Source organism: Mucilaginibacter kameinonensis (assembly GCF_003675385.1).
In the GTDB taxonomy this organism is placed as follows: Bacteria; Bacteroidota; Bacteroidia; order Sphingobacteriales; family Sphingobacteriaceae; genus Mucilaginibacter; species Mucilaginibacter kameinonensis.
On record NZ_RCWZ01000004.1, the window covers coordinates 1,008,614 to 1,034,783 of the forward strand.

Annotated in this window: 21 protein-coding genes; 11 read left to right on the forward strand and 10 right to left on the reverse strand. The window is 44.2% G+C overall.

Annotated elements, in window-relative coordinates; all coding sequences use genetic code 11:
- The first annotated feature begins 99 nt into the window (after positions 1–99).
- The 6 genes from EAH55_RS22545 (at position 100) to EAH55_RS22570 (ending at position 9,320) form a co-directional block, all read left to right on the forward strand.
- Positions 100–702 carry a DUF1684 domain-containing protein gene (locus EAH55_RS22545; protein ID WP_121811628.1) on the forward strand — a complete coding sequence of 201 codons (603 nt, stop codon included), beginning with the start codon at positions 100–102 and terminating at the stop codon, positions 700–702.
- A gap of 485 nt (positions 703–1,187) precedes the next feature.
- Positions 1,188–1,787, forward strand: coding sequence for an RNA polymerase sigma factor (locus EAH55_RS22550; protein WP_121811629.1), 600 nt, complete (start codon positions 1,188–1,190; stop codon positions 1,785–1,787).
- Positions 1,788–1,860: 73 nt separating this feature from the next.
- Entirely contained in the window at positions 1,861–2,802 is a 942-nt protein-coding gene (locus tag EAH55_RS22555; protein WP_121811630.1) for a FecR family protein, read from the forward strand.
- Between the two features lie 121 nt (positions 2,803–2,923).
- On the forward strand, positions 2,924–6,274 hold the full coding sequence (locus EAH55_RS22560) for a SusC/RagA family TonB-linked outer membrane protein (RefSeq protein WP_244228303.1): 3,351 nt from the start codon (positions 2,924–2,926) through the stop codon (positions 6,272–6,274).
- Between the two features lie 26 nt (positions 6,275–6,300).
- Positions 6,301–7,839 (forward strand): RagB/SusD family nutrient uptake outer membrane protein, encoded by a 1,539-nt coding sequence (locus tag EAH55_RS22565; protein ID WP_121811631.1) that lies wholly within the window; start codon positions 6,301–6,303, stop codon positions 7,837–7,839.
- Positions 7,840–7,973: 134 nt separating this feature from the next.
- Entirely contained in the window at positions 7,974–9,320 is a 1,347-nt protein-coding gene (locus tag EAH55_RS22570) for an alkaline phosphatase family protein (RefSeq protein WP_121811632.1), read from the forward strand.
- 176 nt (positions 9,321–9,496) lie between these two features.
- On the opposite strand, the gene EAH55_RS22575 is transcribed toward EAH55_RS22570, so the two are convergent.
- From EAH55_RS22575 to EAH55_RS22595, 5 genes are all read right to left on the reverse strand, one after another.
- A complete protein-coding gene (locus EAH55_RS22575) occupies positions 9,497–10,501 on the reverse strand; it encodes a basic secretory protein-like protein (RefSeq protein ID WP_121811633.1) in 1,005 nt (334 codons plus the stop codon).
- A 15-nt stretch (positions 10,502–10,516) separates the two neighbouring features.
- Positions 10,517–11,470, reverse strand: a complete 954-nt coding sequence (locus EAH55_RS22580) for a hypothetical protein (RefSeq protein ID WP_121811634.1) — start codon at positions 11,468–11,470, stop codon at positions 10,517–10,519.
- Positions 11,471–11,539: 69 nt separating this feature from the next.
- Complete coding sequence (locus EAH55_RS22585; RefSeq protein ID WP_121811635.1) at positions 11,540–13,357, reverse strand: RagB/SusD family nutrient uptake outer membrane protein; 1,818 nt, start codon at positions 13,355–13,357, stop codon at positions 11,540–11,542.
- Between the two features lie 19 nt (positions 13,358–13,376).
- Positions 13,377–16,535: a SusC/RagA family TonB-linked outer membrane protein gene (locus EAH55_RS22590; protein WP_244228305.1), complete on the reverse strand. Its 3,159-nt coding sequence runs from the start codon at positions 16,533–16,535 to the stop codon at positions 13,377–13,379.
- 51 nt (positions 16,536–16,586) lie between these two features.
- Positions 16,587–17,138 (reverse strand): discoidin domain-containing protein, encoded by a 552-nt coding sequence (locus EAH55_RS22595; protein WP_121811637.1) that lies wholly within the window; start codon positions 17,136–17,138, stop codon positions 16,587–16,589.
- A gap of 689 nt (positions 17,139–17,827) precedes the next feature.
- On the opposite strand from EAH55_RS22595, the gene EAH55_RS31310 reads away from it, so the two are divergent.
- Positions 17,828–18,031 carry a hypothetical protein gene (locus tag EAH55_RS31310; protein ID WP_244228307.1) on the forward strand — a complete coding sequence of 68 codons (204 nt, stop codon included), beginning with the start codon at positions 17,828–17,830 and terminating at the stop codon, positions 18,029–18,031.
- Between the two features lie 98 nt (positions 18,032–18,129).
- The gene (locus EAH55_RS22600; RefSeq protein ID WP_244228318.1) at positions 18,130–18,714 is read left to right on the forward strand and encodes a dienelactone hydrolase family protein; all 585 of its coding nucleotides are present in this window, start codon (positions 18,130–18,132) and stop codon (positions 18,712–18,714) included.
- Between the two features lie 54 nt (positions 18,715–18,768).
- Here the strand turns inward: EAH55_RS22600 and EAH55_RS22605 are convergent, their stop codons facing one another.
- From EAH55_RS22605 to EAH55_RS22620, 4 genes are all read right to left on the reverse strand, one after another.
- Positions 18,769–19,038, reverse strand: a complete 270-nt coding sequence (locus EAH55_RS22605; protein WP_112573530.1) for a DUF4342 domain-containing protein — start codon at positions 19,036–19,038, stop codon at positions 18,769–18,771.
- Between the two features lie 82 nt (positions 19,039–19,120).
- Positions 19,121–20,239, reverse strand: a complete 1,119-nt coding sequence (locus tag EAH55_RS22610) for a Gfo/Idh/MocA family protein (protein WP_121811638.1) — start codon at positions 20,237–20,239, stop codon at positions 19,121–19,123.
- Positions 20,240–20,368: 129 nt separating this feature from the next.
- Positions 20,369–21,616: a dipeptidase gene (locus EAH55_RS22615; protein WP_121811639.1), complete on the reverse strand. Its 1,248-nt coding sequence runs from the start codon at positions 21,614–21,616 to the stop codon at positions 20,369–20,371.
- A gap of 221 nt (positions 21,617–21,837) precedes the next feature.
- A complete protein-coding gene (locus tag EAH55_RS22620; RefSeq protein ID WP_121811640.1) occupies positions 21,838–22,233 on the reverse strand; it encodes a DoxX family protein in 396 nt (131 codons plus the stop codon).
- A gap of 234 nt (positions 22,234–22,467) precedes the next feature.
- Between EAH55_RS22620 and EAH55_RS22625 the strand changes: the two genes are divergently transcribed.
- The 3 genes from EAH55_RS22625 (at position 22,468) to EAH55_RS22635 (ending at position 25,166) form a co-directional block, all read left to right on the forward strand.
- Complete coding sequence (locus EAH55_RS22625) at positions 22,468–23,364, forward strand: helix-turn-helix domain-containing protein (protein WP_121811641.1); 897 nt, start codon at positions 22,468–22,470, stop codon at positions 23,362–23,364.
- A gap of 88 nt (positions 23,365–23,452) precedes the next feature.
- Complete coding sequence (locus tag EAH55_RS22630) at positions 23,453–24,358, forward strand: oxidoreductase (protein ID WP_121811642.1); 906 nt, start codon at positions 23,453–23,455, stop codon at positions 24,356–24,358.
- Between the two features lie 142 nt (positions 24,359–24,500).
- Complete coding sequence (locus EAH55_RS22635) at positions 24,501–25,166, forward strand: DNA alkylation repair protein (RefSeq protein WP_121811643.1); 666 nt, start codon at positions 24,501–24,503, stop codon at positions 25,164–25,166.
- 79 nt (positions 25,167–25,245) lie between these two features.
- Here EAH55_RS22635 and EAH55_RS22640 read toward each other — a convergent pair whose 3' ends face one another.
- Complete coding sequence (locus tag EAH55_RS22640; RefSeq protein ID WP_121811644.1) at positions 25,246–26,148, reverse strand: metallophosphoesterase family protein; 903 nt, start codon at positions 26,146–26,148, stop codon at positions 25,246–25,248.
- Positions 26,149–26,170 lie beyond the last annotated feature (22 nt).

Genomic DNA, 26,170 nt, shown 5'->3' on the forward strand with positions numbered 1-26,170 from the left:
ACATACAATAATAAAATCGTCATTGCCGGAAAATGAGGCAATGGCGATTTTTTTTATAAGGTTTCTGCGTTAACTTTGAGCCAAATCCCTGCGGTACATATGAAATATTTGAGCATCATTTTACTTATCTTCTTCGCCGGTCAGCGTGGTTTTGCGCAAAGCCATAAAGAACAAATCGCCTCTTTCAGGCAAAATTATAAAGATGATTTTTTGAAAGATCCGCGTTCACCGCTGAAACAGGATGATCTGCAATATTTAAGATTTTATGATGCCGATAGCACCTACCGGGTTACAGCCAAAGCCGAACTGCTCACTAACCAATCGGCATTTGTAATACCGGCATTTGATGGCACGGCTAAACAGTATGTACGTTACGCTTTGCTTTCGTTCACTTTAAGAGATAAGCCTATGCAGTTAACCATTTACAAAAGTATAGCGCTGTCTCAAAATCCCGCGTTTAGCAATTACCTGTTTTTGCCTTTTACCGATGCTACCAACGGAACAACAACCTATGGCGGTGGCCGCTACATTGATCTGACCACCCGCGACATTAAAAACGGCTCAATAGTCATCGACTTCAATAAGGCCTATAATCCTTATTGCGCGTTTGCAAGCGGCTATTCATGCCCTAAACCACCCGATGAAAACCGGATAGATTTGGCCGTTGAAGCCGGTGAAAAGAGTTTTGGTAAAGGACATTAACGATAATCCATTTTTTGCAATTGATATGATAGCCAGATCATATCGGGCCTAAAGAGAAATATCATCTCTTTTGTAAACTCGTTATGCAAGCTTTGAAGCGGATGCATTTATCGTCCTTTTTCATCAGATAATGGGTTTATACAACTTTATCATATGCGAATTCCCCGTAGGGGATACCTGTTTGTAGAAAAATAAAAGCAACAGTCTTTTGCCTCGTAGAGGCTACCCGCTCCGCATTGATTATAAGCATCGCTCTCTTAGGGTAGCACCTACGGCGCAAAAACGGCGGTTATATTTTTCTACAAACAGGTAGCGCCTACGGCGCATATTAGCGTGATGCCTATGCTACAATAAAAAGGAATAGACCAATTCAGTTTATTTTTTCAAAACTATTCTATTAATAACAGGCCTAAAACATTCCTAAATCGTTTTCCAGCAACCGATTTAAAATTAAGTTAACATTGACGGTATAACTTTGGCCGGAAATGCTCACGGAAAGTTCGCCTGATAAAACGTTATTACTGCAAATTAAAGAAGACGATAGTTTTGCTTTCGACTTGTTGTTTGAACGCTATTGGGAAAAATTATACCAGGCGGCAAATGCCAGGCTTAATGATGATGCTATTGCGCAGGATATAGTACAGGAGATTTTCATCAAATTATGGCAGCGGCGTAAAGTACTGGAAGTACAGCTATCGCTTGAATACTATTTACTGAGTGCCGTACGATTAAGTGTAATGGGACATTTCCGGTCACAAAAAACAAATGATATCCGGATGCAGGATGCCCTGAGACGCGTCACCTATCTGGAAGATTCGATAGAAAGCCATACCGACTACCTCGAACTTGAAAGAACCCTGGAACACGCCGTTAACAGCATGCCCGAAATGCTGCAGCGTGTTTATCAGCTCCGTAGTGAAAACCTATCTGTAAAAGCTATAGCAGGTCAGCTCGGTCTCGCCGAGCAAACTGTAAAAAACTATATTTCAGAAGTTTTAAGGCGGTTAAGACAAACCATCATCGAAAAACATCCCGAAAAGCATGTTACCTATATAGCTGTTTTAGCGGCACTACTTCACAAATAATTAATATAAACTTAACTGGAATTAAAAGTACCTCCGGGCCTTTTTAGCAACTATAAGCTGAAAACACCCGCGAATGGATATATATAAATTCAGAAAACAGTTACGCCGCTACCTTAAGGGTACTGCCAACGAAACCGAAAACGCTATTGTTGAGGCCTGGTATAAATCATACCAAAACGAAAGTAATCAGCAATTACCTCAGGAAGAACGCGAACGCATAAAAAACAATATCCATGCGGGCATCAAAGCGGCCATAGCTCAGCAGCGCAACCGTTCGTGGTATGTTTACCGCATAGCGGCAAGTGTACTGCTTGTATCCGGTTTATCATTGGCAGCATATTTTGTTATCCGTAATAAGCTGCCCCAAAACCAAACATTTACAATCATCCAAACCCATGCGGGCGAAGTAAGGCAGATTACGCTGCCCGATAGCTCGGTGATCTGGGTAAATGCTGCAAGCCGCATCCGGGTACCGGCTTCTTTCAACGAAGACATCCGCCAGGTATACCTTGATGAGGGTGAGGCTTTTTTTAAAGTAAAGCATGATGCTACCAAGCCGTTCCGCGTAAATGCCGCTGTTTTAAAAGTGCAGGTATTGGGTACATCCTTTAACATCAGTGCCTACAAACAAATGCCGTTTATTAAGGTGGTTGTTGCTACAGGCAAAGTTTCGGTAAGCCATGGAGATAAAACCCTTTCGGTGTTAACGCCGGGACAGCAATTAACCTATTTACCTGCTAAAGATACCTACAGCAATGAGCAGGTTAACATTGAAAACAGCCAGAGCTGGAAAGATGGCAACACCAGCCTTAACCAGGCGGGTTTTGACGAGTTGGCGCTTGTTTATAAAAACCTGTTTAATATTAATCTTCATGCAGGTAACGCGCGGGCAAAAGGCTATCGCTTTACCATCCGCATAAAGCAAAATATACCGCCTGATGAAACGCTGAAAGCCATCAGCCAGTTACATAATACGCATTTCAGAAAGGAGGGCCATGAGGTAACCCTCTATTAACAAAAAAACCGGCTCCGTTACAGCGGCGCCGGCCTTAATTAATTTAAGCGGGCACAGGGTTTCCCTCCCTTACCTGCTAATGCTAAGCAACATTTTCACTCATTACAAAGCCATCAAAAATATGAATTTCTATACACAGTTATGGAGGCAGTTTATGCGCATTACATTTTTACTAATTTCAATATCAGTTACAATAGGCCTGGTATCCGTACAGGCCGGGGAGCTTAAGGCACAGGCCCTGGGTACGCCCGTTGATATCTCTTTCGGAAAGGAAGACCTGTCATCGGCCATCAAAAAACTGGAGAAAAAAACCAATGTATCCTTTGCCTATGACGAGGACTACCTTAAGCTTAATGATAAATATACCAGCCCGGCAAAATTTACCAATCAGCCGTTGCAGGATATTTTAACCGTAATTTTTAAAAACCAGGGTATCGGGTTTAAAGAACAGGCAGGTAACATCACTTTGTTTAAGCAAGCCTCGGGAAAATTAACCGGTAAAATAACTGATGATCGTGGCGAAGCCCTGCCCGGCGCGACAGTAAGGGTAGCAGGTACTAACCTTGGCGACATCAGTAACTCACTGGGTATGTATAACATCGCTATTCCCGAGGGTACTTATACCATTGAAGTAACTTTTATAGGCTATAACAAGCTCGAATCAAAAAATGTAACCATAACCGGCAACCAAACCTCGGTTTTAAACCTGAGCATGACCGGCGGCAGTATGCTTAAAGAAGTAGTGGTGAGTTACGGTAAGCAACGCGCCCGCGAAATTTCAGGCTCCATTAGCCAGGTTGATGCAAGCCAGCTACAGGATATGCCGGTGATGCAGTTTGCACAGCAATTGCAGGGTAAGGCTGCCGGTGTTCAAATAGCACAAAGCAGCGGTCAACCGGGCCGTGGTGTTGAATTCCGTATCCGTGGCGCGGCATCGTTTTATGCCAGCAACCAGCCGTTATTTGTTATCGACGGTATCCCGGTTACGGGCAGCATCAATAACATTAACCCGTCCGAAATTGAGAGCTACAGTATTTTAAAGGATGCATCGGCTACGGCGCTATATGGTTCGCGCGCGGCAAACGGCGTAGTGCTTATTACCACCAAACACGCCAAACCCGGCGAATCAAAAATTGAGTTTAACTCAAGCTATGGCATCCAAAAAATCCCCGGCAACAGGGTACCTAAAATGATGGATGCTCATGGTTTCGCTCAGTACATGAACGAAAAATTTGCCGATTCGCGCAAATATGAACCGGGCTTCACTACTGCTACCCCAGCCGATTACCTGGATCCCAATCAGTACGGCAAAGGTACCGATTGGTTTAAACTGTTAACCCGCACGGCGCCTATCCAAAACTATGACCTGACTATCCAAACCGCGCGCGAAAAATCAACATCTACGGTTATCGCCGGTTACCAGGAGCAGCAGGGTGTTTTGATCAACACAGGTACCAAACTGTTTTCATTACGTATTAACCAGGACCTTACTTTATCAAACAACAAGCTAAAAATAGGCTTCAGCGTAGCGCCCAGCTATCGTTTGGATCATAACAACCGTTTAACAACCGACGGTGTTGGTGGTCTTTTTGAAAGGATCTTTGAAGCCAGCCCGCTAAAATCACCTTATAATGCCGATGGCACCTATAACCGCGATACTTACTCGCCGGGCATGGTGGCATACATTAACCCGCTGGCCCAGTTTAAGCTTACTAACGATGATTATAAAACTACCCGCATACTGGCCAACGCCTATCTAAACTATGAGTTTTTAAAAGGCCTGAGCCTCAAAACCAATGTAGCTGTTGATAAAGGCAGCGAGTCGCGCCAGTATTTCCAGTCGGGTGTAGTGGCTTCAAACGTTGGCCAGGCCACAGGCTTAAGCAGCTTTGCCGATAACGGCTCATACACCGCCGAAACCAATTTAGATTACCACAAAAGTTTTGGCGATCATAACCTGGAGGTATTAGCAGGTTATTCGGCACAAAAATATAGTGGCACCAATAACTCCATTACCGGTTTAGGTTTCCCGAGCGATGATATCCCTTATATTTCGGCGGCAACAAGCATTTCGGCTTTTGGCGGCGGTTACAGTGCATACTCCTTGCTATCGGGCATTGCACGTGTAAACTATAACTACAAGGGCAAATACCTGTTGCAGGGCGCAGTACGCCGCGATGGCTCTTCCCGCTTTGGTGAAAATCAAAAATACGGTACATTCCCATCGGTATCGGCGGGCTGGGTTATCAGCGACGAAAAGTTCATGAACAGGTTTACGTTCATTGATCTTTTAAAACTACGCGCCAGCTATGGTGTTACCGGTAACAACTTTTTTGGCAACTACGACGCGCTTGCAACAACCGCTAAATACTATTACGCTTTTGCCGGCGCTTTAGCTGCCGGGCAAACCATCAACCGCCTGCAAAACGATGAGTTAAGATGGGAGCGCAACAAACAATTCGATATCGGTTTTGACCTGTCCTTATTCAATAACAGGCTTAATATTACTTATGATTATTACCACAAGATCTCTGATGGTTTGATTATGCAGCGCCCCATCCCTAAAGCATCCGGCTTTACCAGCATACTGGATAACGTTGGCGTGCTTGAACTTTGGGGGCATGAATTTTCGGTAAACTCAACCAACCTTACCGGCAAATTTAAATGGAATACCAGCTTCAATATTTCGTTTGACAGGAACATTATTAAAGACCTGGTTAGTCCGGGGTATATCCGTCGTAACAACACGGTTTCGTCCGATTATTTCCGTCAGCAGGAAGGTCATCATTTGGGCGAATTCTATGGTTTTGTTTTCCTGGGATTGTATAAAGATGCCAACGACCTGGCAAATTCTGCCCAATATGGTAAAGCATCTGATGTAGGCACCATCAAAGTTAAAGACATTAATGGCGATGGTGTAATTGACGATGTTAACGACCGTACCTTCATCGGCGACCCTACCCCTACTTTTACAGGTGGTATCACCAACAATTTCAGCTACAAAAACTTTGATCTGAATATCAATATGGCATTTTCCGTTGGCGGCCAACTCCTCAATGCTGCCAAATGGGCTTATCAAACCAATCTTGATGGTTCGAGGGTGATGCTGGCTGCCGCGGCAGATCGCTGGCGCTCTCCTGACGATCCGGGCTCAGGCATTTATCCGCGTACAAAAACCGGAACTACCGCTATGGGCCGCCAGGTTAACTCGCAATGGGTCGAAAACGGATCATACCTAACTGCCAAAAACATTTCCCTCGGCTATCGTATCAACATGCCAGAGAAGTCGATGATCAGGAATATCAGGGTTTACGGTTCGGTACAGCAGGCCTTTGTTATTACAGGTTACAGCGGTATGAACCCAGAGATAAACTTTGCCGGTCTTGACCCTACACTGGGCATAGGTGTTGACGAAAACGCTTACCCTATACCAAGAACATTCTCGTTAGGCCTTTCGGCAACATTCAAATAGTTTGATCCCCATAAATTAAAATCAACATGAAAAAGATATATATCCTGATTGCCTTGCTTGCCATTACAGCAACCGCCTGTAAAAAAAGTTATATCGATCTTAATCCCGAGGATTCCTATACCGGGGCCAACTTTTACATCACTGCCGATCAATTTAAACAAGCAGTAATAGCAGCTTATGCCCCGCTGCGTGATGTTTTGGTGAATGACTATTTCACCTCCGAAATGCGGTCGGACAATACCATCTATCAGCCTTACCCAAGTAACCGGGGCACCGCGTATATCTATCGCGAAAATATATCCGACTTTACCAATACTTCAACCAACGATTACGCGAATGCCGTTTGGCAGCACTGCTATACCGGCATATCGCGCACTAACATTGTTATTGAAAGGTTAGCGGCTTCAACTACTATTGATGCAGCTACAAAAGCTCCTATTGATGGGCAGGCCAAGTTTTTACGTGCCTGGTATTACTTTAAACTGGTAAGGCTTTACGGCGGCGTACCATTATTTTTAAAGGAGGTTAAAAAAGCTGATGATGCTTTTTTAGGCCGTTCGAGTGCCGATGAGGTTTATAACCAGATAATAGCCGATGCCAAAGACGCCATCAGCGAACTTGCCGCTCCTGCCAAATTCCCGCAAACGGGTGAGGCTACCAAAGGCTCGGCTACGATGTTGCTGGCAGATATTTACGTTACCCAAAAGAAATGGGCCGATGCCGAAACCCTGCTTACCACACTTGCCGGTATGGGCTACGGTCTTAACGCCGACTATGCAAACGCGTTTGTACCTACCAACAAAAACAGCAAGGAATCGTTGTTTGAGATCCAGTACTTAGAAGGTCTCGATGCAACTTCAACACCTAACGTGATTTCGTTTTACTTTTTGCCGCGCAGCACCAATACATCCATTATCACAGTTACGGCTGTGAATAACAGCAGCACCGGCGGTTGGAACACCCCAACCCAGGATTTGATCAATACTTATGAACCGGGTGATAAACGCCTTGATGCCTCTATCGGTATTGTTGAGGGTGCTTATAATGCCAGCGACCTGTTTGTTTACTCTGCTAAAAAAAGTGTGATTGGTTATGTGCCTGCCGCCGGTAAAATTGGAGTACCATACATTAAAAAGTATGAACATGGCCTAAATTTCAACACCGGCTCAAATGATAATTTCCCGATATACCGTTATGCCGATGCTTTGCTGTTGTTGGCCGAAGCTAAAAATGAGCAAGGCAAATCGCCTTTAACCGAGTTAAATACTGTACGCGCTCGCGCCGGTTTAGCTGCCACAACTGCTACCGATCAGGCTTCATTGCGTGATGCTATTTTGCACGAACGCCGGGTTGAGTTAGCCTTTGAAAACCACCGCTGGCATGACCTTACCCGCTCAGGTAAAGCTATTGAAGTAATGAACGCATTTGGCGCTAAGTTAAAACAACAGGTTTCATACCTCTCGCCCGATGCCTATACCGTAACCGCCAATAAATTGTTGTTCCCGATACCGCAACCCGAGGTTGATCTTAACCCGGGTAAGATGGTACAAAACCCTGGTTATTAATTAATAACAGTTTCAATTTCTTGTAGAGACACATAATTGCGTCTCCCGTATGCAAATCAAGCAGTTAAAAGCCTGGCAAAGCGGGAGACGCAATTATGCGTCTCTACAATTATTATTCTCTTAGAAAATCATTTATGAAGATATTTTTTAAAACCCTGCTTTTTATTTTGGCAGGTACTTGTACCGCTTGGGCGCAAAAGCCTAAATACGTGGTCATGATAAGCATTGACGGCTTCAGGCCCGAGTTTTATAAAGACCCAAGCTGGGGCGCTATTAACCTGATGGAAATTGCCGCCAATGGTGTTTATGCCGATGGCGTGCGCGGCGATATGCCAACAGTAACTTATCCTTCGCACACCACCATTATTACCGGTAAATATCCGGCAAAGCATGGCATTTTTTACAACAATCCGTTTGAAACTACCGAACAGGCCGGAGAGCTGGGCTATACCGATGCCCGCCGTATAAAAACCGAAACACTGTGGGAAGCCGCTCATAAAAAAGGCTTAACAACGGCTTCGGTACTTTGGCCGGTATCTGTACATGCTCCTGTTGATTATAACATGCCCGATGCCGCACGCGATACTAAACTCCCCGATCCGCTAAGCCCGTTCCGTAAGTATGCTACACCTGCGGGTTTGTTTGAAGAACTGGAACAAAACGCCACCGGCAAATTGTACAACTGTGATCTGGATGGCCACTTAAGTACCGACGATAACCTGGCCCGCATGGCCTCCTACCTTATCGAAAAACATAAACCTAATTTAATAACCGTTCACCTGGTTTGTGTTGACCACTATGCTCATGCCGAAGGACGTATGGGGCCAACCGTTCGCAAAGCGGTTGCTAATATCGACCGTAACATAGGCCGCATCATTGAAGCTACTGAACGTGCGGGTATTAAAGACAGTACCGCCTTCCTTATCGTGGGCGATCATGGCTTCGTGAACATTCACACGCAGCTTGCCCCAAACGTATGGCTGGCAGGTGCCGGGCTGGTTGGCAAAAATCTGCAAAACGGCGACTGGAAAGCCCAGTTTTTCCAACAGGGCGGCACAACTTTTCTGTACGTGAAAAACAACGATCAAAAGGTATTGAAACAGGTGCGTACGCTTCTTGAACAAGCCCCTGCACCTCAAAGAAAACTTTTCAGGATAATTGAACGTAAGCAACTGGATGAACTGGGGGCAGATCCGCAGGTATCATTGGCATTGGCAGCTATTCCAGGAGTATCATTTAACAATGCTACGGATAGGAACTCATTACGCAGCGGCAGCGGTGGTACTCACGGCCACTTCCCCGATTTTAAGGAAATAGAAACAGGATTTGTAGCATTTGGTGCAGGCATCAGCAATCAAAAGATCATTCACCAGATGGGCCTGGAAGACATAGCCCCGATGGTGGCTTCTTTGCTTGATCTGCAGCTTACAGATATTGATGGCGTGCTTTATCCGGGGATTTTGAAACAGGTGAAAAAATAGATACCAATTACAACGTCATTGCTGTAAGGTACGAAGCAATCCTCACCACCCCGTCATTGCGAGGCACGAAGCAATCGCGAACTGTACAGGGGGATTTGCATAACCGCTCTGCCAATCGGGGATTGCTTCGTGCCTCGCAATGATGGTGTGGTGGAGGGATTTGATTTCCGCTTTTATTATGCTCCCTTTTTACCCTTTGCCTTATCGCTGTAAGTTAACTCCACGGCGGGGTTTTGGCTGTAAGCTTCCCAAAGCGCGTCAAGGTTTTTGCCGGTTAAGGTTACCCATGATTGATCGTTGTATTGATGCGCACGCAACAATACATCCAGATCGGCAATTAAACCCGGTTTAACATTTTTTTCCAGCCAAACAAAAAAGCGGGCGGTGATACGGTAGCTGTTGGTGTAGCTTTGTTTGCTGTTAAAAGCAGGTAAATACCATTTTGAACCTACGTTATCAACACCATATTTATACCTTACGTAATCGGCAATACCTTCCGTTAACCAAACCGGCCCGGCGCTGTAGCCGTAGCCCTGTACAAGGTGCATGGTTTCATGTGTTACCACGTCAATATCGGTTGGATGGGCTTTCAGGTATTTGGTGCTGAAAAGGATCCGGTTGCCGCTGGCCTCGGCTACGCCACCATAAGCAGTATCGGTCACAAACACCACGCTTTTAGTTGTTTTTTTATTGAAGGTTTTGATCAACACCGGAAAAATCTCAAAGTAAGTATCAATAAGGCTTTGCTGTACAGCCGGATCAATGTGTTGGTTCTTGTTGATAAAAACCAATTGAAAACCCCTCTTTTTAATGGTATCTGCCGATACCCAATTTTTTGCCAGCGCTGCTTCCATCGCTTTCTCCAGTTTCTTTTCAGACAGATCTTTAATTACGGCAGCGCTGATCTCCATTTTACCGTCTCCGGCAGTAATTGCAGGACTATCGGAAAAAGTAACCGATAGATGTTTTTTAGTGTGATAGCTATTGGCCCGGGCAAAGTCGGGATAAATTTTGTAGAACGCTTTGGTAAGCTTTTCTTTTGATTTTGCATCTAAAGCGCTGCTATCTGCAGGCAGGTTTAAGTGGTATTCTTGCAAATCGTTTTCTTTCTCCTTATCCTGCGCGAAGCAGGTGCCTGCAGCGCATAACAGGGCGAGGAATAATAGTTTTTTCCTGATCATTTTTTAAGTTTTGTATTAGTAAATAATGCCCGGAAAATCTGTACGGGCCTTTTCAAGCTGTTTAACCCAATCGTTTCCGTGCTCATCTTTATCACCGAAGGCACTCAATGCAAGCGGCTTCAGATCGGTACCGGCAGCGCCGCTCCAGAAATGGATAAACTCTCCCATGTTCAAATCCCTTGAATATTCGGGGTAGCTTTGTTTTCCATTGTTAAAGTTTTGCTTAGGGAAATATTTGGCCAGCAGCACAAAGAAATTGTTTAAGGCTTTGGTTTGCCCGTGCTGGGTATAGATGGGGTAAAACCAATCCTTGAACCAATGGGTGCCCGCGCGCGGAAAATCATCAGTGGTAGTCAGCTTCATATTTTTCCAGCGTGCGGCATCATCATCACGACCAAGGCCGAGGTAAACATCGTACTGGTAAATTTCCATCCACTTGCTATCATGCCAGATACCAAAAGCAGGCGAACCATGTACGCCCTTTGCAGCACCTTCAACAATGTGACCGATCTCGTGGGTTGAAAGGTCGATATCGTTACCCACCCCCGATGTCCAGGCGTTTGGATCTGATGAACCACAGTCGGTTACGTTGTGATAATCATGACTGTCGTCCATATAGGTAGAGGGGTGCCCGCCGGAATATTTACCGGCATGAAACGCCGCATATAGGCGAGAATCTGCGCCAAAGTTTCCGTAAGTTTTTTTGGTATAGTTCCAGGCCTGCGCCATATAAGTTTTAGGCCAGGTAACAGATGGTTTCACATCGGCATCATAATATACTACAACGCTGGTATCATAATATACCCGGTTAAGTGTTTGCGCGTGTTCAAACCAGTGCTCTTTCCAGGTAGCGGCAGGCGCCGGAACATCGACATTAACAACGGGCTGCTTGGTATGCGTGGTTGTTTTCTGGCTGCAACCGGTTACCGCTACACCCAAAAGGCACATTAAATAAAATGTTTTTTTCATTTTGGCAGATTTCTAAAAAAGCCCCGCGTTAAGCGGGGCCTGATTCAATAATATCAATAAAAAACCGGATTACCAGCCTGGATTTTGAACCATATTGTTATTTTTCAACACCTCATCGTAAGGAATCGGGAACAGGTAATCTCTTTCTTTCCTGAATATCCTGGTTTCCAATTGCGTTTTATTGTAAAAGCTATTATCGCTTTTGCTCAGATCCATTCCGAAGAACGGCCCGGCATCGGTAGTTTCGGCTATTTTCCACCTGCGGGTATCAAAGTACCGGGTGTTTTCAAAGGCCAGCTCGACACGGCGCTCCCTGCGGATAGCATCTTTCATAGCGGCTTGGCCCGACGGCACGGCAATAGCGCCGGTACCTGTACCATATTGAGGTACACCGGCACGTTTGCGGATCAGGTTCAGATATTTTACGATATCAGCATTTGACGGATCTGATTCGTTAAGCGCTTCAACATAATCAAGGTATATGTTAGCCAAACGCAGTAATAATGCACCTCTGTCGCCGCCATCATTGGCTACATTTTTACGTACCACATAGCCTGTTGGTGTTACGTCTGAAGTACTTTGCGATCTGCCCGAGTTACCATTAAAAAAGAAGTTAGAGACAATCTCGCTGTTGTTTTGCTGGTTTAACCAAAGACTGTTGTTATAGGTAATGCCTACATAAAAGCGTGGTTCACGATTTACCCATGCGTTGTAAGTACTTCTTAGTTTAGTATCAAACGGAGCCTTAAAATCAGAAAAACCAGATGCTACGTAGCCAGATTGAGGATCGTTGATCGGCAGGCCATTAGCCATTAAATATGCGTCGACCATGGTTTGTGTGGCACCTAATGATCCCGCACCCTGGTAGCCCGAATCGGTATAAGGGGCTCCGACATGTTTAGGAGTACGGTCATACTGCGTGTAATTTGTGCTTCTTGATCTGGCAAAGATCCATTCTTTATTCCAATCGTCGGTCATTACATAACGGCATGCATTATAAGCCGCCATAAATGGATCGGAATCATTATCTGTATAAAGATCATAGGTAGTAGGTACAAATTCGTTGATAAACTCCTTAGCCGCTGTAGCCGCCGCAGCCCATTTGGTTGCATCATACGTTTGGCTGATTAAAGCAGTACCGTCAACATTTTTTAAAGATGCAAAACCGGTGTTACCATTATATAGCGGGCTTGCTTTTAATAACAGAGCCTCTACCTTGTAAGCCTTGCAAATACCTTTGTTGATACGTCCAAGTTCCCGTTGAGCAATTGTAACAGGAACATCCTGGTAAGCTGCATCGAGCTCTGAAACTACATAATCAATGCCCTGATCAAAAGTAGCCCTTGACAAACGCAGATCCGAAACAGGTGCATTAATATCCAGCACCTTCTCTCCAATAAGAGGTACCGGCCCATAAGTGCGTAATAAAAAGAAATAATATAAAGCCCTTAAACCACGGGCCTCCGCCTTGTACACCTTTTTATCAGATACCTGGATCTCCCGCGGATTGGCGTTATCAATGTTTTGCATAAAGAACGTAGCATTCCTTATGGCTTTATAATAGTTATTCCAATAAAAGGCAACATCACCATCCGTTTTTTTCCAGGTGCTGCTGTTCATGTTGTTGCTATAGTTAAAATCCCAGTTGTATTTTGCTTCATCTGAAGAGGCTGTCCAGGGCCCTGAATCGTCCTGGCCATTGTAACGCTGTCTTAATTCGTTGGGCAAGCTGTGATAAACATTAGCCAGGAAACTCTCTGTGTTGGTTTTTGAGGCAAAGATCTTATCAACCGTGATCACATCATCCGGCACCTGGCTAAGATATTTTTTACATGAGCCCATGCTTAACATAAGCAGGCCCAATCCTATATATTTAATTTTTTTCATCTGTAAATTCCGTTTTTAATTAAAAATTAGCTTGTACGCCAAGTGTTGCAGTCCTTACGTTTGGATAAGCGGTACCATTGCTTGTGTTAAGCTCCGGGTCCCATAATTTGAAAGGACTCCAGTATAAAAGGTTAAAGCCTTGCAGATAAACCCTTGCATTTTTAAGGCCGATGCTCTTCAATGTACCTTTAGGCAGATTGTAGCCAAAATCGGCAGTTTTTAAACGTATGAAGCTGATATCCTTAACCCACCAGGTTGATGCTGCCGAGTTATTTTTGTTGGCGCTGTTACCGTAAGCCAAACGAGGGTAAAACGCGTTAGGATTTGGGTTTTCAGGTGTCCAGCGGTCTTCTGCTACCGCGAATAAGTTACTGCGCTCTGGGCCTGTACTGTTGTTAAACGGAATAATACCATCGCCATTCAGCAGCCTGTCGGCACCGGCAACACCCTGGAAGAATAAACCAAAGTAGAAGTGTTTGTATTGAAGGTTAAAGCCTAAACCATAGGTAGTTGTAGGGACATCGCCGTTACCGATACGGGTACGGTCGTTTTCATCAATTTTGCCATCGCCGTTGAGATCTTTGTACCTGATATCGCCGGGGCGCACAGTACCAAAGTAGTTTGACTGGTTAGGGCTGCTATCAATTTCCTGCTGATTTTGGAAAAGGCCTGTAGCCACATAACCAAACGTTGAAAGGTAATTTACTCCCCTGGTATTCATATATGGGTAAGGCTGGATCGGACTATCATCCTCAATCACCTTATCGCGGTTGTAAGTAAAGGTACCACGCACATCTAATGTAAAGGCACCTATTTTGGTTGGATTAAGCTGAACCGTTGCGTCAATACCCTTGTTGGTTATGATACCAAAGTTACCCAGCGGGTTGGCGTTAAGACCCACAATGGCAGGCAAAGATCCCCTTTGCAAGAATACGCCACTTCTGCGCTCGTGGAATAAATCTACAGTTACAGATAATGCTGATTTAAGCGCGTAAAACTCGATACCAAGATCTTGTTTATGCGAACGGGCCCATTGCACATCAGTACCGTAGCTGGTAATATAAGTACCTCCTATTTGATGGCTCGCGCCGCCATCGCCAAAGGTGTACCCGTTGTCGTTATCGCCTGTTTTAACAAGGGTAAGGTAACCAAAACGGCGACCGCCATTACCACCATCACCCACAACACCATCCGAGTAACGAATTTTGAAATAGTCAAATACCTGCTTTATTGGCTCATAAAACTTTTCGTTTGATAAAACCCAGCCCACACCAAATGACGGGAAGAAACCGAATTTTTTGCTTGGAGCAAAGTTTTCAGAACCGTTATAACCAAAGTTAACCTCGCCAAAATATTTGTCGCGGTATGAGTACGTTGTACGGCCTACCAAACCCTGGTTGCGGTATGGTAACGACGAGGTAACATCATCAGCAAATTGCTGGGTAATTTCACGCTGGTTAAAAAGCGCTAATGCCGTGATGTGGTGATCTTTGCTGAAGGTATGATCGTAGTTGATTGATGCCTCAGTATAAAACTGGCGGTTACCATCGTTATAACGGCGATATGATAAGTTATCTGATCCATCGCTCCTGATGATGTTCAAATTGATATCCCCATTATCATCATAAGGGTCGGCACGGTTAATTAAATACAGGTTACGGCTACGGTACCTGCTGATGCCATGGGAGTTGTTAACGTCAAAAGAGTATAAGGCAGATATCGAAAGGCCTGGAGTTAAAAACTTCAAATCCTGGGTAAGCCTCGCGTTGGTATAGATCTGGTTACTGAACAGGTTGGTATAACCTCTTTGTGTTGCAAGGTCCCATGGGTTTTCCTGCGCACCCTGGTTACTTACACCTGGAACCAGATTACCCGGGTAAATTTTAGGGTACAGTACCGGGTTGGTTTGCATTACCGCGCTAAAAATATCCTGAACGCTTTGATAAGGGTGATCAAGGTTTACTGCGGGGTAATTGGTGTTGGAGATATTACCTTGTACACCAAGCTCAAATTTGGTAGTGCTTGTCCAGTTGGTAGTTACGTTTGACGTAAAGTTGTAACGTTTAAAGCTGGTGCTTGCATCATAGCTTTGTGATGGATCTGTTTTCAGTAAACTTTGCTCATCATAATAAGCTCCGGAGATGTAATACGTAGAATTGTCGGTACCGCCACGCGCGCTGAAATTGGCTCTCCTGTTATACGCGGTTTTACCGTATAACTCTTTCATCCAATCCACATTAGGATACAAGTAAGGATCCTCATTTTTAATGGTTGAGTTGATGTAGTTATTACTGTACTCCTTGCTTTGGCCGCTGGCTAAACGTGCCTCGTTCCGGAGCATCATGTAAGTTACACCGTCTGTTAACTCGGGGCGTTTGGTGAATGAGGTGATACCTTCATTATAATTGAACATCAGGTTGGGTTTACCGGCGCCACCTTTTTTAGTGTTTACGATAATTACACCGTTTGCACCGGCAACACCGTAAACCGCTGTGGCCGAAGCATCTTTCAAAACGGTGAATGATGAAATATCTTCAGCATCCAGGTTATCAATATCCCTGCCCTGAACACCATCAATAACGATAAGCGGTGCCGCGCTGTTTTGTGAGTTAAAGGTGGAGATACCACGGATCCAAAGATCGGCTCCGTTTTGACCCGGCAGACCAGAACGCTGTACGCCAACCAAACCGCTGATACGGCCGGCCAGTGTGGCGCTCAGATTAGCAACCGGCTGCTTGATATCTTCCAGGTTAACCGTTGATTGCGCGCCTACTACACTGATCTTTTTCTGCTGACCGTAGCCTACAATAGCAACCTCATTTAAGCTGTTAGCTGCCGCCTGCAGTGTAATATTGAAATTGATCTCGTCCTTAACGGCAAAGGTAAAAGTCCTGAAACCGATAAAGCTAACGGCTATTGAATCGCCGCGGCTGGCCTGGATACTAAAGCGGCCTTTATCATTAGTAACTGAGCCTGTTTTAGTTTTAAGGTTACGTACAGTTACACCGGGCAGTGTTATGTTAAATTCATCCTTAACCGTACCGGTTACAGGTATTGCCTGGTGGGTTTCCTGCGCCCGTACGTTCATAACAAAGGCCATGCACACCAAAGCGATATACATAAGTTTGTTATTCTTTAAGCTTGCAAGAAATACTTTTAAGAGTCGATTTTTTGACATAGTTTCTTATTTGATAATTGAAAAGTATTTTGATTGATTATGGGCCGGTACTTACAAAGGCACGTTAGTTACCCGCCACTCGGCTAACTGGAACAATGCACTCCCACCGTTAGCTGTTATGCCAAGCTTGTAGTAAGTGTATGTTTTAGTGTTATCAAACGCATAGTTTTTGGTTAGGCCACGGGAAGCAAAGGTTTGATTGGTTTGCGTATCCAGATCTGTCCAGGCCGCGCCGTCGTTTGAGCCGGAAAGTGTCCAGCTTTTTGGGTCCCGCTCCGGAGCATCATTAGCCGAGGTAAGGGTATAGCTGGTGATGTGCTGCGCCTGTTTGAATTTAAGCTGAATAAAAAAAGTAGGCTTGTAAGTAAAGATCAGGAATTTAGTATCGAGCAGGCCGTCGGTTACCCTTATTGACCCTTCCGTTGCCGAAGGCCCTCCTGTATTTTCAATATTTACGGAAAGCGCGCCCTGGGCAGTTACATCTTCCGGGTCGGGAGGTAATAAGGCGTAAGTACGCTGCTTTTCCTTTTTGCAACCCGAACAAAAAACAAGGGCTAAGCAAAGCATTGCCAATGCCCGCCTGGTTAGTTTTAAAACATTCATAGATTGATTGATTGTAGGTTAGAAATTTGAAACATATATATTATTAATTAATAAGCTGTTATAAAAAATACTTATCATAAAATAAAGGCAATAAAAATCCCTGTTCGCTTTTGACGAAGTATTTTTGGGTTATTCTTTATGGTTAAAGAATAAATATTCCGGCTGAAAGAAAAGAAGGTCTGTTACAACCTAAGCTATTGTGAAAATATGTCATGGCGATGCCATATCAGTATTTTTATCCTGATGATAAAGGGCATAATATCACAATAGAAACTTGCGTGAAAATTAAAACAGATACCTGTAGTTTAAAATTGCTCTCATTGGGTGACGATGGTTAAGTTTAGTGATGAAAAACAATTGCTTTTTAATATGCGATTGATAAAACGATTTATCAATTATAAAAAATGAGTGATATGCAACACATTCTTCATCAACAGTAAAACTAATAAAATAATAACATTAATAAAACGTTTTATCAATTTTTATTAATATATCATAATCTTTTATTGACTCTGTTGTCAAACACTTAACACTATACCATTTTTAAGCTATTGCCTCACAACTGATATGCAGCAATTTAGAGCGGTTATCAAACAACAAACAATCTTGCATGAAACATTACCGGTAACGAGACTGTTACAACTAAAGCAAGCCCTAACAGTTAAATTTGAGTACAGCCTTCATCAATTATGACCCAAATCAATAAAGAAGACATCAAACAGGAAGTATTTGACCTGTATGATGATTACGCGCATAACCGCCTTGACAGGCGCGCCTTTATGCAAAAACTGTCTATTTATGCGGTAGGTGGCCTAACGGTACCATCGCTCATGAGTTTCCTGATGCCAACTATCAAACTACCGCGCAGGTTAAACCAGATGATCCCCGCTTAAAGTCAGGCTATATCAATTACCCTTCACCTAAAGGCGGCGGCACCATTAAAGGATTACTATCCGAGCCTGCCGATGCAAAGCAAAAACTTGGAGGTATTATAGTAGTTCACGAAAACCGGGGCCTAAACCCATATATTGAGGACACAGCGCGAATAGCCGCCCTTGCCGGATTTATTACGCTCGCGCCCGACGCCCTTTCACCGCTTGGTGGTTACCCCGGCAATGACGACGAAGGCCGTACCATGCAAGCCAAACGGGATAAAGGCCAAATGGAAGAGGATTTTATAGCCGCATATGAATACCTTAAAAACCATAAGGATTGCAATGGCAAAGTAGGCGTTGTAGGTTTTTGCTATGGCGGAGGCATTGCCAATATGATGGCCGTACGTATTCCGGATCTGGCAGCAGCTGTTCCATTTTACGGAAGTCAGCCCGCCGCTGAAGATGTTCCTAAAATTAAAGCGCCGCTGTTATTGCACTATGCGGCATTAGATACCCGCATCACCGAAGGCTGGCCTGCATATGAAAAAGCGTTAAAAGAAAACGGCAAAAAATACCAGGCTTTTATTTATGAAAATGCCAATCATGGTTTTCATAATAACACTACTCCCCGCTATGACAAAGCAGCCGCGGAATTAGCCTGGAAACGGACGATTGACTTTTTTAAAGAAAATTTAAGCTAATAAAAATGGCCGGATATCCGGCCATTTTTATTGTTCGATAGTATAAGAGATACCCTATTCTTTTGGGCCTTCTTCTTCTTTGTCTTCCTCTTCCCGTTCAACGGTTATAGTACATTCTGTAACCAATGCGGCCAGGGTACCCACGGCGGCAAATACAGGCGCCAGTATCATCCCAAAAAGGCCTACACTAAGCGGAAAGGTCATTAACTCTTTACCTTCTTTATTCGAAATGGTAATCCTGCTGGCTTTACCCTCGGCAATTATTTCTTTTATCTTTCCCAATAACGCCTCGCCGTTAATTGAGAATGTTTCTTTTGTGCTCATGTTTTTGATAAGTTTATAATTTAGATGAGCATATTATTACGTTGTTACAGGTTTTGCCAAATATGACAATACAGGCAAGCCTCTAGATGCTTACTTCAACCTTTTTTCCAGTTTTGACTGCCTGGTAAATAGCATCAATAAGTTTAAGGTCTTTTACAGCTTCTTCTCCATCCACAGGCACTACCGGTTTTTTATTGTTAAATATAATCTCGGCCATTTCGTCCATCTGCACTGTTTGATGAGTTGTTACCGGTTGATTAAGCTCTCCCAAATGAGTACGCCCCCTGATTGGCCCGTAACCAGTAGAAGGTTGCATCTCGGCGAAGCCTTTTTCGCCATCCAGGAAAAAGCGATCGAGGTTGTTCATATTGTAGGTAGACAAACAAGAGGCCACCGTCCCGCTCGGAAAGCCAAACTGGAACATGATGGTTTCATCAACCCCTTCCTTAAACTTTACCGGATCTGTCTTGATTTCCTGCGCGGTAACCCATATAGGCTCTTCGCCTGTCATATAACGCGAGCCATTGATGGCATAAATACCAATATCCATCATGGATCCTCCTCCGGCCAACTGTTTGTTTAACCGCCATTGTGTTGGATCGCCAATAGTGAAACCGCATTGCCCCTGAAAAAACCTGATCTTTCCAAACTCCCCGCTTTGCCTCATCCTGATCACTTCTAACGTTTTAGGTTCAAAGTGCATGCGGTAACCAACCAGCAGTTTTACATTGGCTTTTTTGCAGGCGTCAACCATTTCCTGCCCTTCTTTGGCATTAACGGCCATTGGCTTTTCGCATATGGCATGTTTACCGGCGGCAGCTACCCGCAATACAAAATCACGGTGCAGGCCGTTAGGCGTAATCACATACACCGCATCGATGTCGGGGTTATTTTTGATATTATCGAAATTCTGATAGTTGTAGCAATTTTTTTCGGGGATACCGTATTTAGCCTGCCATGTTTTAATTTTTGAGGGTGTGCCGCTTATCAGACCTACCAGTTTAGCTTTGGTGCATGAGCGCATGGCTTCTGCAACCATACCACCGTATCCCCCAAGGCCCAAAATAGCTACACGTAACATTGGGCCGTCATAGGCCGGTTCAATAGTTTTTGTTTCAGCAGCCCAGTTTGATAAGGGTGCGAGCTGAAGGGCCAGGGCCGACAAACCCAATTTCTGTAAAAAATCACGACGAGAATTCATAGGTATGTTTTTTGGTTTACGACAAATTACATAATTCCAAAAAACAAACCTACAAGTAATCTGATTTTTACTAAGATGTGCTATAATCCTATCATACTGAATTATAATATATAAGCGTATTTACCAACATCAATGACGGCCAGATGTAGCAGCATCAAACACACGGCAGAAATTGCCGCCCCCTATTTTACCGATCTCTTCTGCCGTAAAACCGGTTTTTAACATGGCGTCAACCACGGCATAGTAAAAACCTGCTTTTTGATCCTGCCAGGCTTCGTTGGTACGCTCGCCTACCCTGCCTTTGTTTTGACCACCTCCGGGACCTTTGCGACCATCATCGCCAGGCCCTTTATCATGACGACCATCCGGAGCGCCTCCCGGCGGCGGACCAGGATTATTTGGCCGCGGGCCAAATCCGCCCGCACTTCTGTAAGGCGGGGTTAATTTAGTATCGGTACCAATGCAAACATGGTCAACCCCAATAACATCAACCAAAGCACGAATATTTTGAGCATACACCAGTGGGGTATCGGCTAAATGTGTCCATACGCCAATCACACCACCAGCATCTGCAATAATTTTAGCCTGTTCTTTACTGATCAATCTCGGGCGCATCATCTGGGCCATATTGGGGTTACTTCCAAGCTGTGTATCCAAACCGGTATGCGAAACAATAACAGGGCTTGCGGCCAGCTTAAGCGCGGCGGCGATAGTTTCGCCGTTAGCGTGCGCAAGGTCAATCAAAATGCCCAATCGGTTACACTCTTTTATAATATCCGCACCAAATTGGGTTAACCCTCCCCAGCGAGGAGCATTGGTATAAACATCGCCCAATGGCACCGATGCATCATTGTCATGAAGTAGGCCAAGATGCCTCAATCCCCGGTCATACGCTACACTAAGCCTGTCCAACTTTCCTTCCAGGAAGTGACCGCCCTCTATCGATTGAATAACCGTAGGTTGATGCTGCTCGTGGGCTTTACGAAGATCGGCCAAATTCAAAGCCCGTTTCATCCCATTATTCTTTAGCTGCTGATCCATGGCGGCGAGCCCATTCAAAAACCGCTCGTAAGCTTCGCCAGGGTTAGTTAGCTTTTGATAATCAAGCGCGAAGGTCATACAGATTGCAGACAAGCCAGATTTCTTCATTTCACTGGCGAGATCAATATCAGGGCCGGGCACTTCGGCAGTGGCGAGGGGGACATCGATATGATTATGCGTATCGATGCCTATTGTAGCGGCTACAATTGCCGCCACTCGTGGATCTATCTCATCAATGGCCCAGGTTGTTAATGGGTTTAACATTATTGCGGCACCTGTTCCAGCAAGAGCGGTAATGAAGCTTCGACGTGACCATGCAGATTGGGGTTTTATCATGATATTAATGCTTACTATAAGTTGAATTATTCAAATATAACCTGCCAATCATATACCCGCCGGAACAATCGGCGTTCGGCTGCTTTTCACCGACCAAGCTTGCTAATCATCGGATATATAGCAGACACAGCTTACGTTATTGCAAAAAAAGAGGCTACCCTTTTTGGATAGCCTCCTGATAAATATCGATAGTCTGATGTGACCGATAGTTGAATATCCGCTTATGCAATGGCAGGTTTTACATATGCTGCAGGATACAATTTACGGAACATAATGTAAGTTACTGATACCATTATGAATGCTACGATAGCATCTGCGGTAGCAGCGAAATTAAGAACGGCGAGTTTAGATAAAAAGGCAAAGATGATATCGAAGAAGATACCGGCAAATACCCATTCTTTTAACCTAAGGAACTTGTTTGGTGTTAAAAGTACTGCTACGCCTGTAAGTTTAGCAACACCAAGGATATAAATAAAGTGCGGAGGGTAGCCCAATTTCAAGGTGATGTCCCATACAAATTGATTTTTGGTAAGTTCGCCAAAACCGCTTGCTGCAAACCATAATGAAGTTAATGCTGCTCCTATCCAATAGATTGTTTTTACTTTTTTAGTTGTCATGATATTTAGTGTTTGATTTGTTTGATGACTCAAAATTGCGTCAAAAACAGGCAAAACCTAAGTGCTTTCAGTATGAAGCAGACAAACTAAACCGCCGGCCGGACAATCCTGAACCTGAGTACATTTGTACCATTTATATCATCAATAGGCACATCAATGTAAATTAACACCCGTGGCCCGTACTTGTGAAATTCATGATTGTAAATTTGCACGCACAGTGTTATTGATTTGTATATGACTACATTTTTGAAGCTCGATTCATTTTATAGTAAAGTAAACGCTGATTCGGATCCGCAGGGGGCGGATACCGGCCATTTCAATATCATCAGGGTTGAAGACTTATCTGTTTCGGGTAATAAACCGCCGGTGTATAGCCGCCGCGATTACTACAAAGTAAGTTTGGTAACCGGGCACAGTAAAATTCACTATGCCGACAGGTGTTACGAGATCAACGAAAGCGCGTTAGTTTTTACCAATCCGATGGTCCCTTATCATTGGGAACCTATTAGCGAGATACAAACAGGGTTGATATGTATTTTCACCGAAGCATTTTTTAACAATTTTGGCAGGCTGCAAAACTATCCTGTTTTCATGTCGGCCGAAAACGCGGTTATCACATTAACCCCAGCTCAGCTGCAGCAGTTTCAAGATATTTTCAGCAAAATGCAGGATGAGCTAAATAGCAGCTACGCTTACAAATATGATCTGTTGCGCAATTTATTGATGGAAACCGTTCATGAAGCGCAGAAGCTTCAGTCTGCTTATGGCAAACCATCGCTTGGTGCCACTGCTCATGAACGTATTGCTGTTTTATTTTCCGAATTATTGGAACGGCAATACCCTATCGAATTAAACAACCAAAGAGTAGCGCTCACATCCGCCTCTGCTTTTGCAGATAGCTTAAATGTTCATGTAAACCATCTCAACAAAGCGTTGAAAGAAATTACCGGCAATTCAACTTCGCAACTTATCAGTAACAGGATGCTGCAGGAAGCCAAAACGCTTCTAAAAAACAGCGACTGGGCAGTAAGTGAAATAGCGTGGTCGCTTGGTTTTGATGAATCCAATCATTTTTCCGCATTTTTTAAGAGGCACACTGGTTTTAGCCCCAAGCAGTTCAGACAATCATAAAGTTGATTGATTATTGTATGTAATGGTTTGTTTCGGGTACGTCAGTATCCTCTGTATCGGCTGATCTTTGCTCTCAAAAAGAACAGATATGTGGACAAAAGAGAATATCCCTGATCAAAGCGGTAAAATAGCCATAGTTACAGGTGCAAATACGGGTATAGGTTTTGAAACAGCGCTTGCCTTATGTGAGGCTGGAGCACGGGTAGTTATCGCGGGACGGGACATCGAAAAAGTTAAACAGGCAGTAAGCGAGATCAACAATCGAGGCTTTAAAGGCATCGCGGAAGAGGGGGTAATTGATCTGGCAAGCCTTGAATCGGTAAAAGCATTTGCCGAAGCTATCAAAGCAAATTATAATAAAATTGATATCCTTATTAACAACGCCGGCGTTATGATCCCCCCTGCGGGCCAAACCGCCGAAGGTTATGAATTACAGTTTGGCATCAACTTTCTCGGCCATTTCGCGCTAACCGGTCATTTATACCCTTTGTTGAAAAACAGCCCCAGCACAAGGGTTGTAACAGTGAGCAGCGGCGCGCACAGATTTGCCGACAATATAAATTTCGAGAACCTCAAACTCGAGCAATCATACGATCCATACAGGGAGTATGCTATCAGTAAATTAGCCGATCTGCAATTTACAATTGAGTTTCAACGGCGATTAAATTCATCAGGTATTGATCTACTCTCGGCAGGGACGCATCCCGGAGTGACTGAAACAGAGCTTTCAAGACACATGCCCGAAGCCGATTACCAGGCGGCCCTTGAACGGTTTAAAACGCTCATGCCGGCATGGCAAGGCGCACTACCTACCCTGTTTGCCGCAACAGCTAACGAAGTTAAAGCAGGAGGCTATTATGGGCCTGATGGCGAACATGAACTACACGGCTACCCGGCACCTGCCAATATCAGTGAAGCTGCTAACGATGAAAATCAGGGTACCCAATTATGGGAATTTGCTGAAAAGGCGACCGGATTGAAATATCCGTTTTAGCATTGAAGATTATTCTTTTACAGGGAACCATGTTATCATAGTTCCCTTTTTTATTTGATCACTTCTGTACGGAACGTTTTTTCACAATAAAGCATAAGCTATTCGTCAATAACCTAACTTCGGATAATTAAAATCCTGCGATATGACGACCGCTGAAATCCTAAAAAAACTTGAATCTCTCGGAAATGAAAAAATGCGCCTTCACAATAAAAAGAACGGAGCGCATGATAATCAGTTCGGTGTAAAGCTTGGAGATATCAGGAAAGTAGCGGATACGATCAAAAGCAATCATGAATTGGCTAAGGCATTATGGGAAACCGGTAATGTTGAAGCCCGGCTATTGTCAACGCTGATTATTGTACCAAAATTACTGCCGGCCGAAGAGTTGGATAGCATGGTGCGCTCGGAGCGGTTTACACAGGTTATTGACTGGCTTTACGCCTATGTAATTAAAGAATATACAGAGCGCGAAAAGTTGCGTGAAACATGGCTGCTTTCTGATGATCCGATGACCTTACGTTTGGGTTGGAGCCTTACCAGCGGACGAATAGCAAGAAGTCCCGAAGGTATTGACATACCCGCTATACTTGACAGGATTGAAGAAGAAATGCCCAATGCCGCGCCCGAAGTACAATGGACTATGAATTCTGCCCTGGCACAAATTGGGATCAACCATCCCGTTTATCGCGAGCGTGCTATCAATATCGGAGAACACCTGGGGATCTATCGTGATTATCCCGTATCAAAAGGCTGTACTTCGCCCTTTGCGCCTATCTGGATCAATGAGATGGTTAAACGGCTGGACTAAGCATCCGCATCATAAAAAAAAGTGTGTACATCCTTCCGGATATACACACTTAAAAATAAACATGCTTTATAACTTATCCTTAAAACGGATGTGGCTTATAAACATTTTTAACACTGCCATCTTGGTATAGCTCCAAAATCGCATAACCCGGCGGAGTTTCTTCATAATAACCTTCTCCGGCAGATTTTTCATCGCCTTTGCCCCACCAAAAGCCGCTCATGGCACCATTACAAAAATATTGGGTGCCGTTATAAGAAGCGGTATCCAGCAGGTGGTTGTGCCCGCTCAAACATACTTTTACCTTATCCCGATGCTGATAAAACAAGGCTTTTAGCTTTTTATAATCAGAGTGCATGCCCCCTTCCCAGTATGGGGTTACGCCCAATATCGGGTAATGCGACATCAGCAACACCGGTGTATTTGCGGGTAATTGTTCCAGTTCCTTTTTTAACCAGTTAAACTGCTCATCATCCAGCGTAATGGACGGATTATTGCCATCCAAAATAATAAAATGCCAGCCCGATTTGCTGAAGCTGTAATACCTGTTAGGGATTCCAAGCCTTTTCACTACGTAATCTTTTCCGTACATGGCATCCGAATGATCTGGTGCGGCCCACCAGTTATCATGGTTACCGATACAGCTGTGCACCTCGTATCCTTTCAGGCTTTTCATGCAGTCATCCCATATACTCCATAATTCAGTAACACGTTCACGTTTTACGTTATCATAGGATGCATCAAAGATGGAATCGCCGCCATTCAGGAAAAAGTCTACCTTTTCAGTTTTAATGGTTTCAAGGCATTTTTTAAATTTTTGAGGGGCATCCAGGTCGGGTCTGATGTGCACATCAGTAATGTGGGCAACCTTTAATACCGGTTTTGCTTTTATATTTTCGGCCGCGTTTGCAACGCTGCTACCGCGTGTAACCAATCCGGCTGCTGCAAGGATCCCCGCGCCTTTTAAAATCTCTCTTCTTTTCATATCAAATTATGCTGAGGATGGT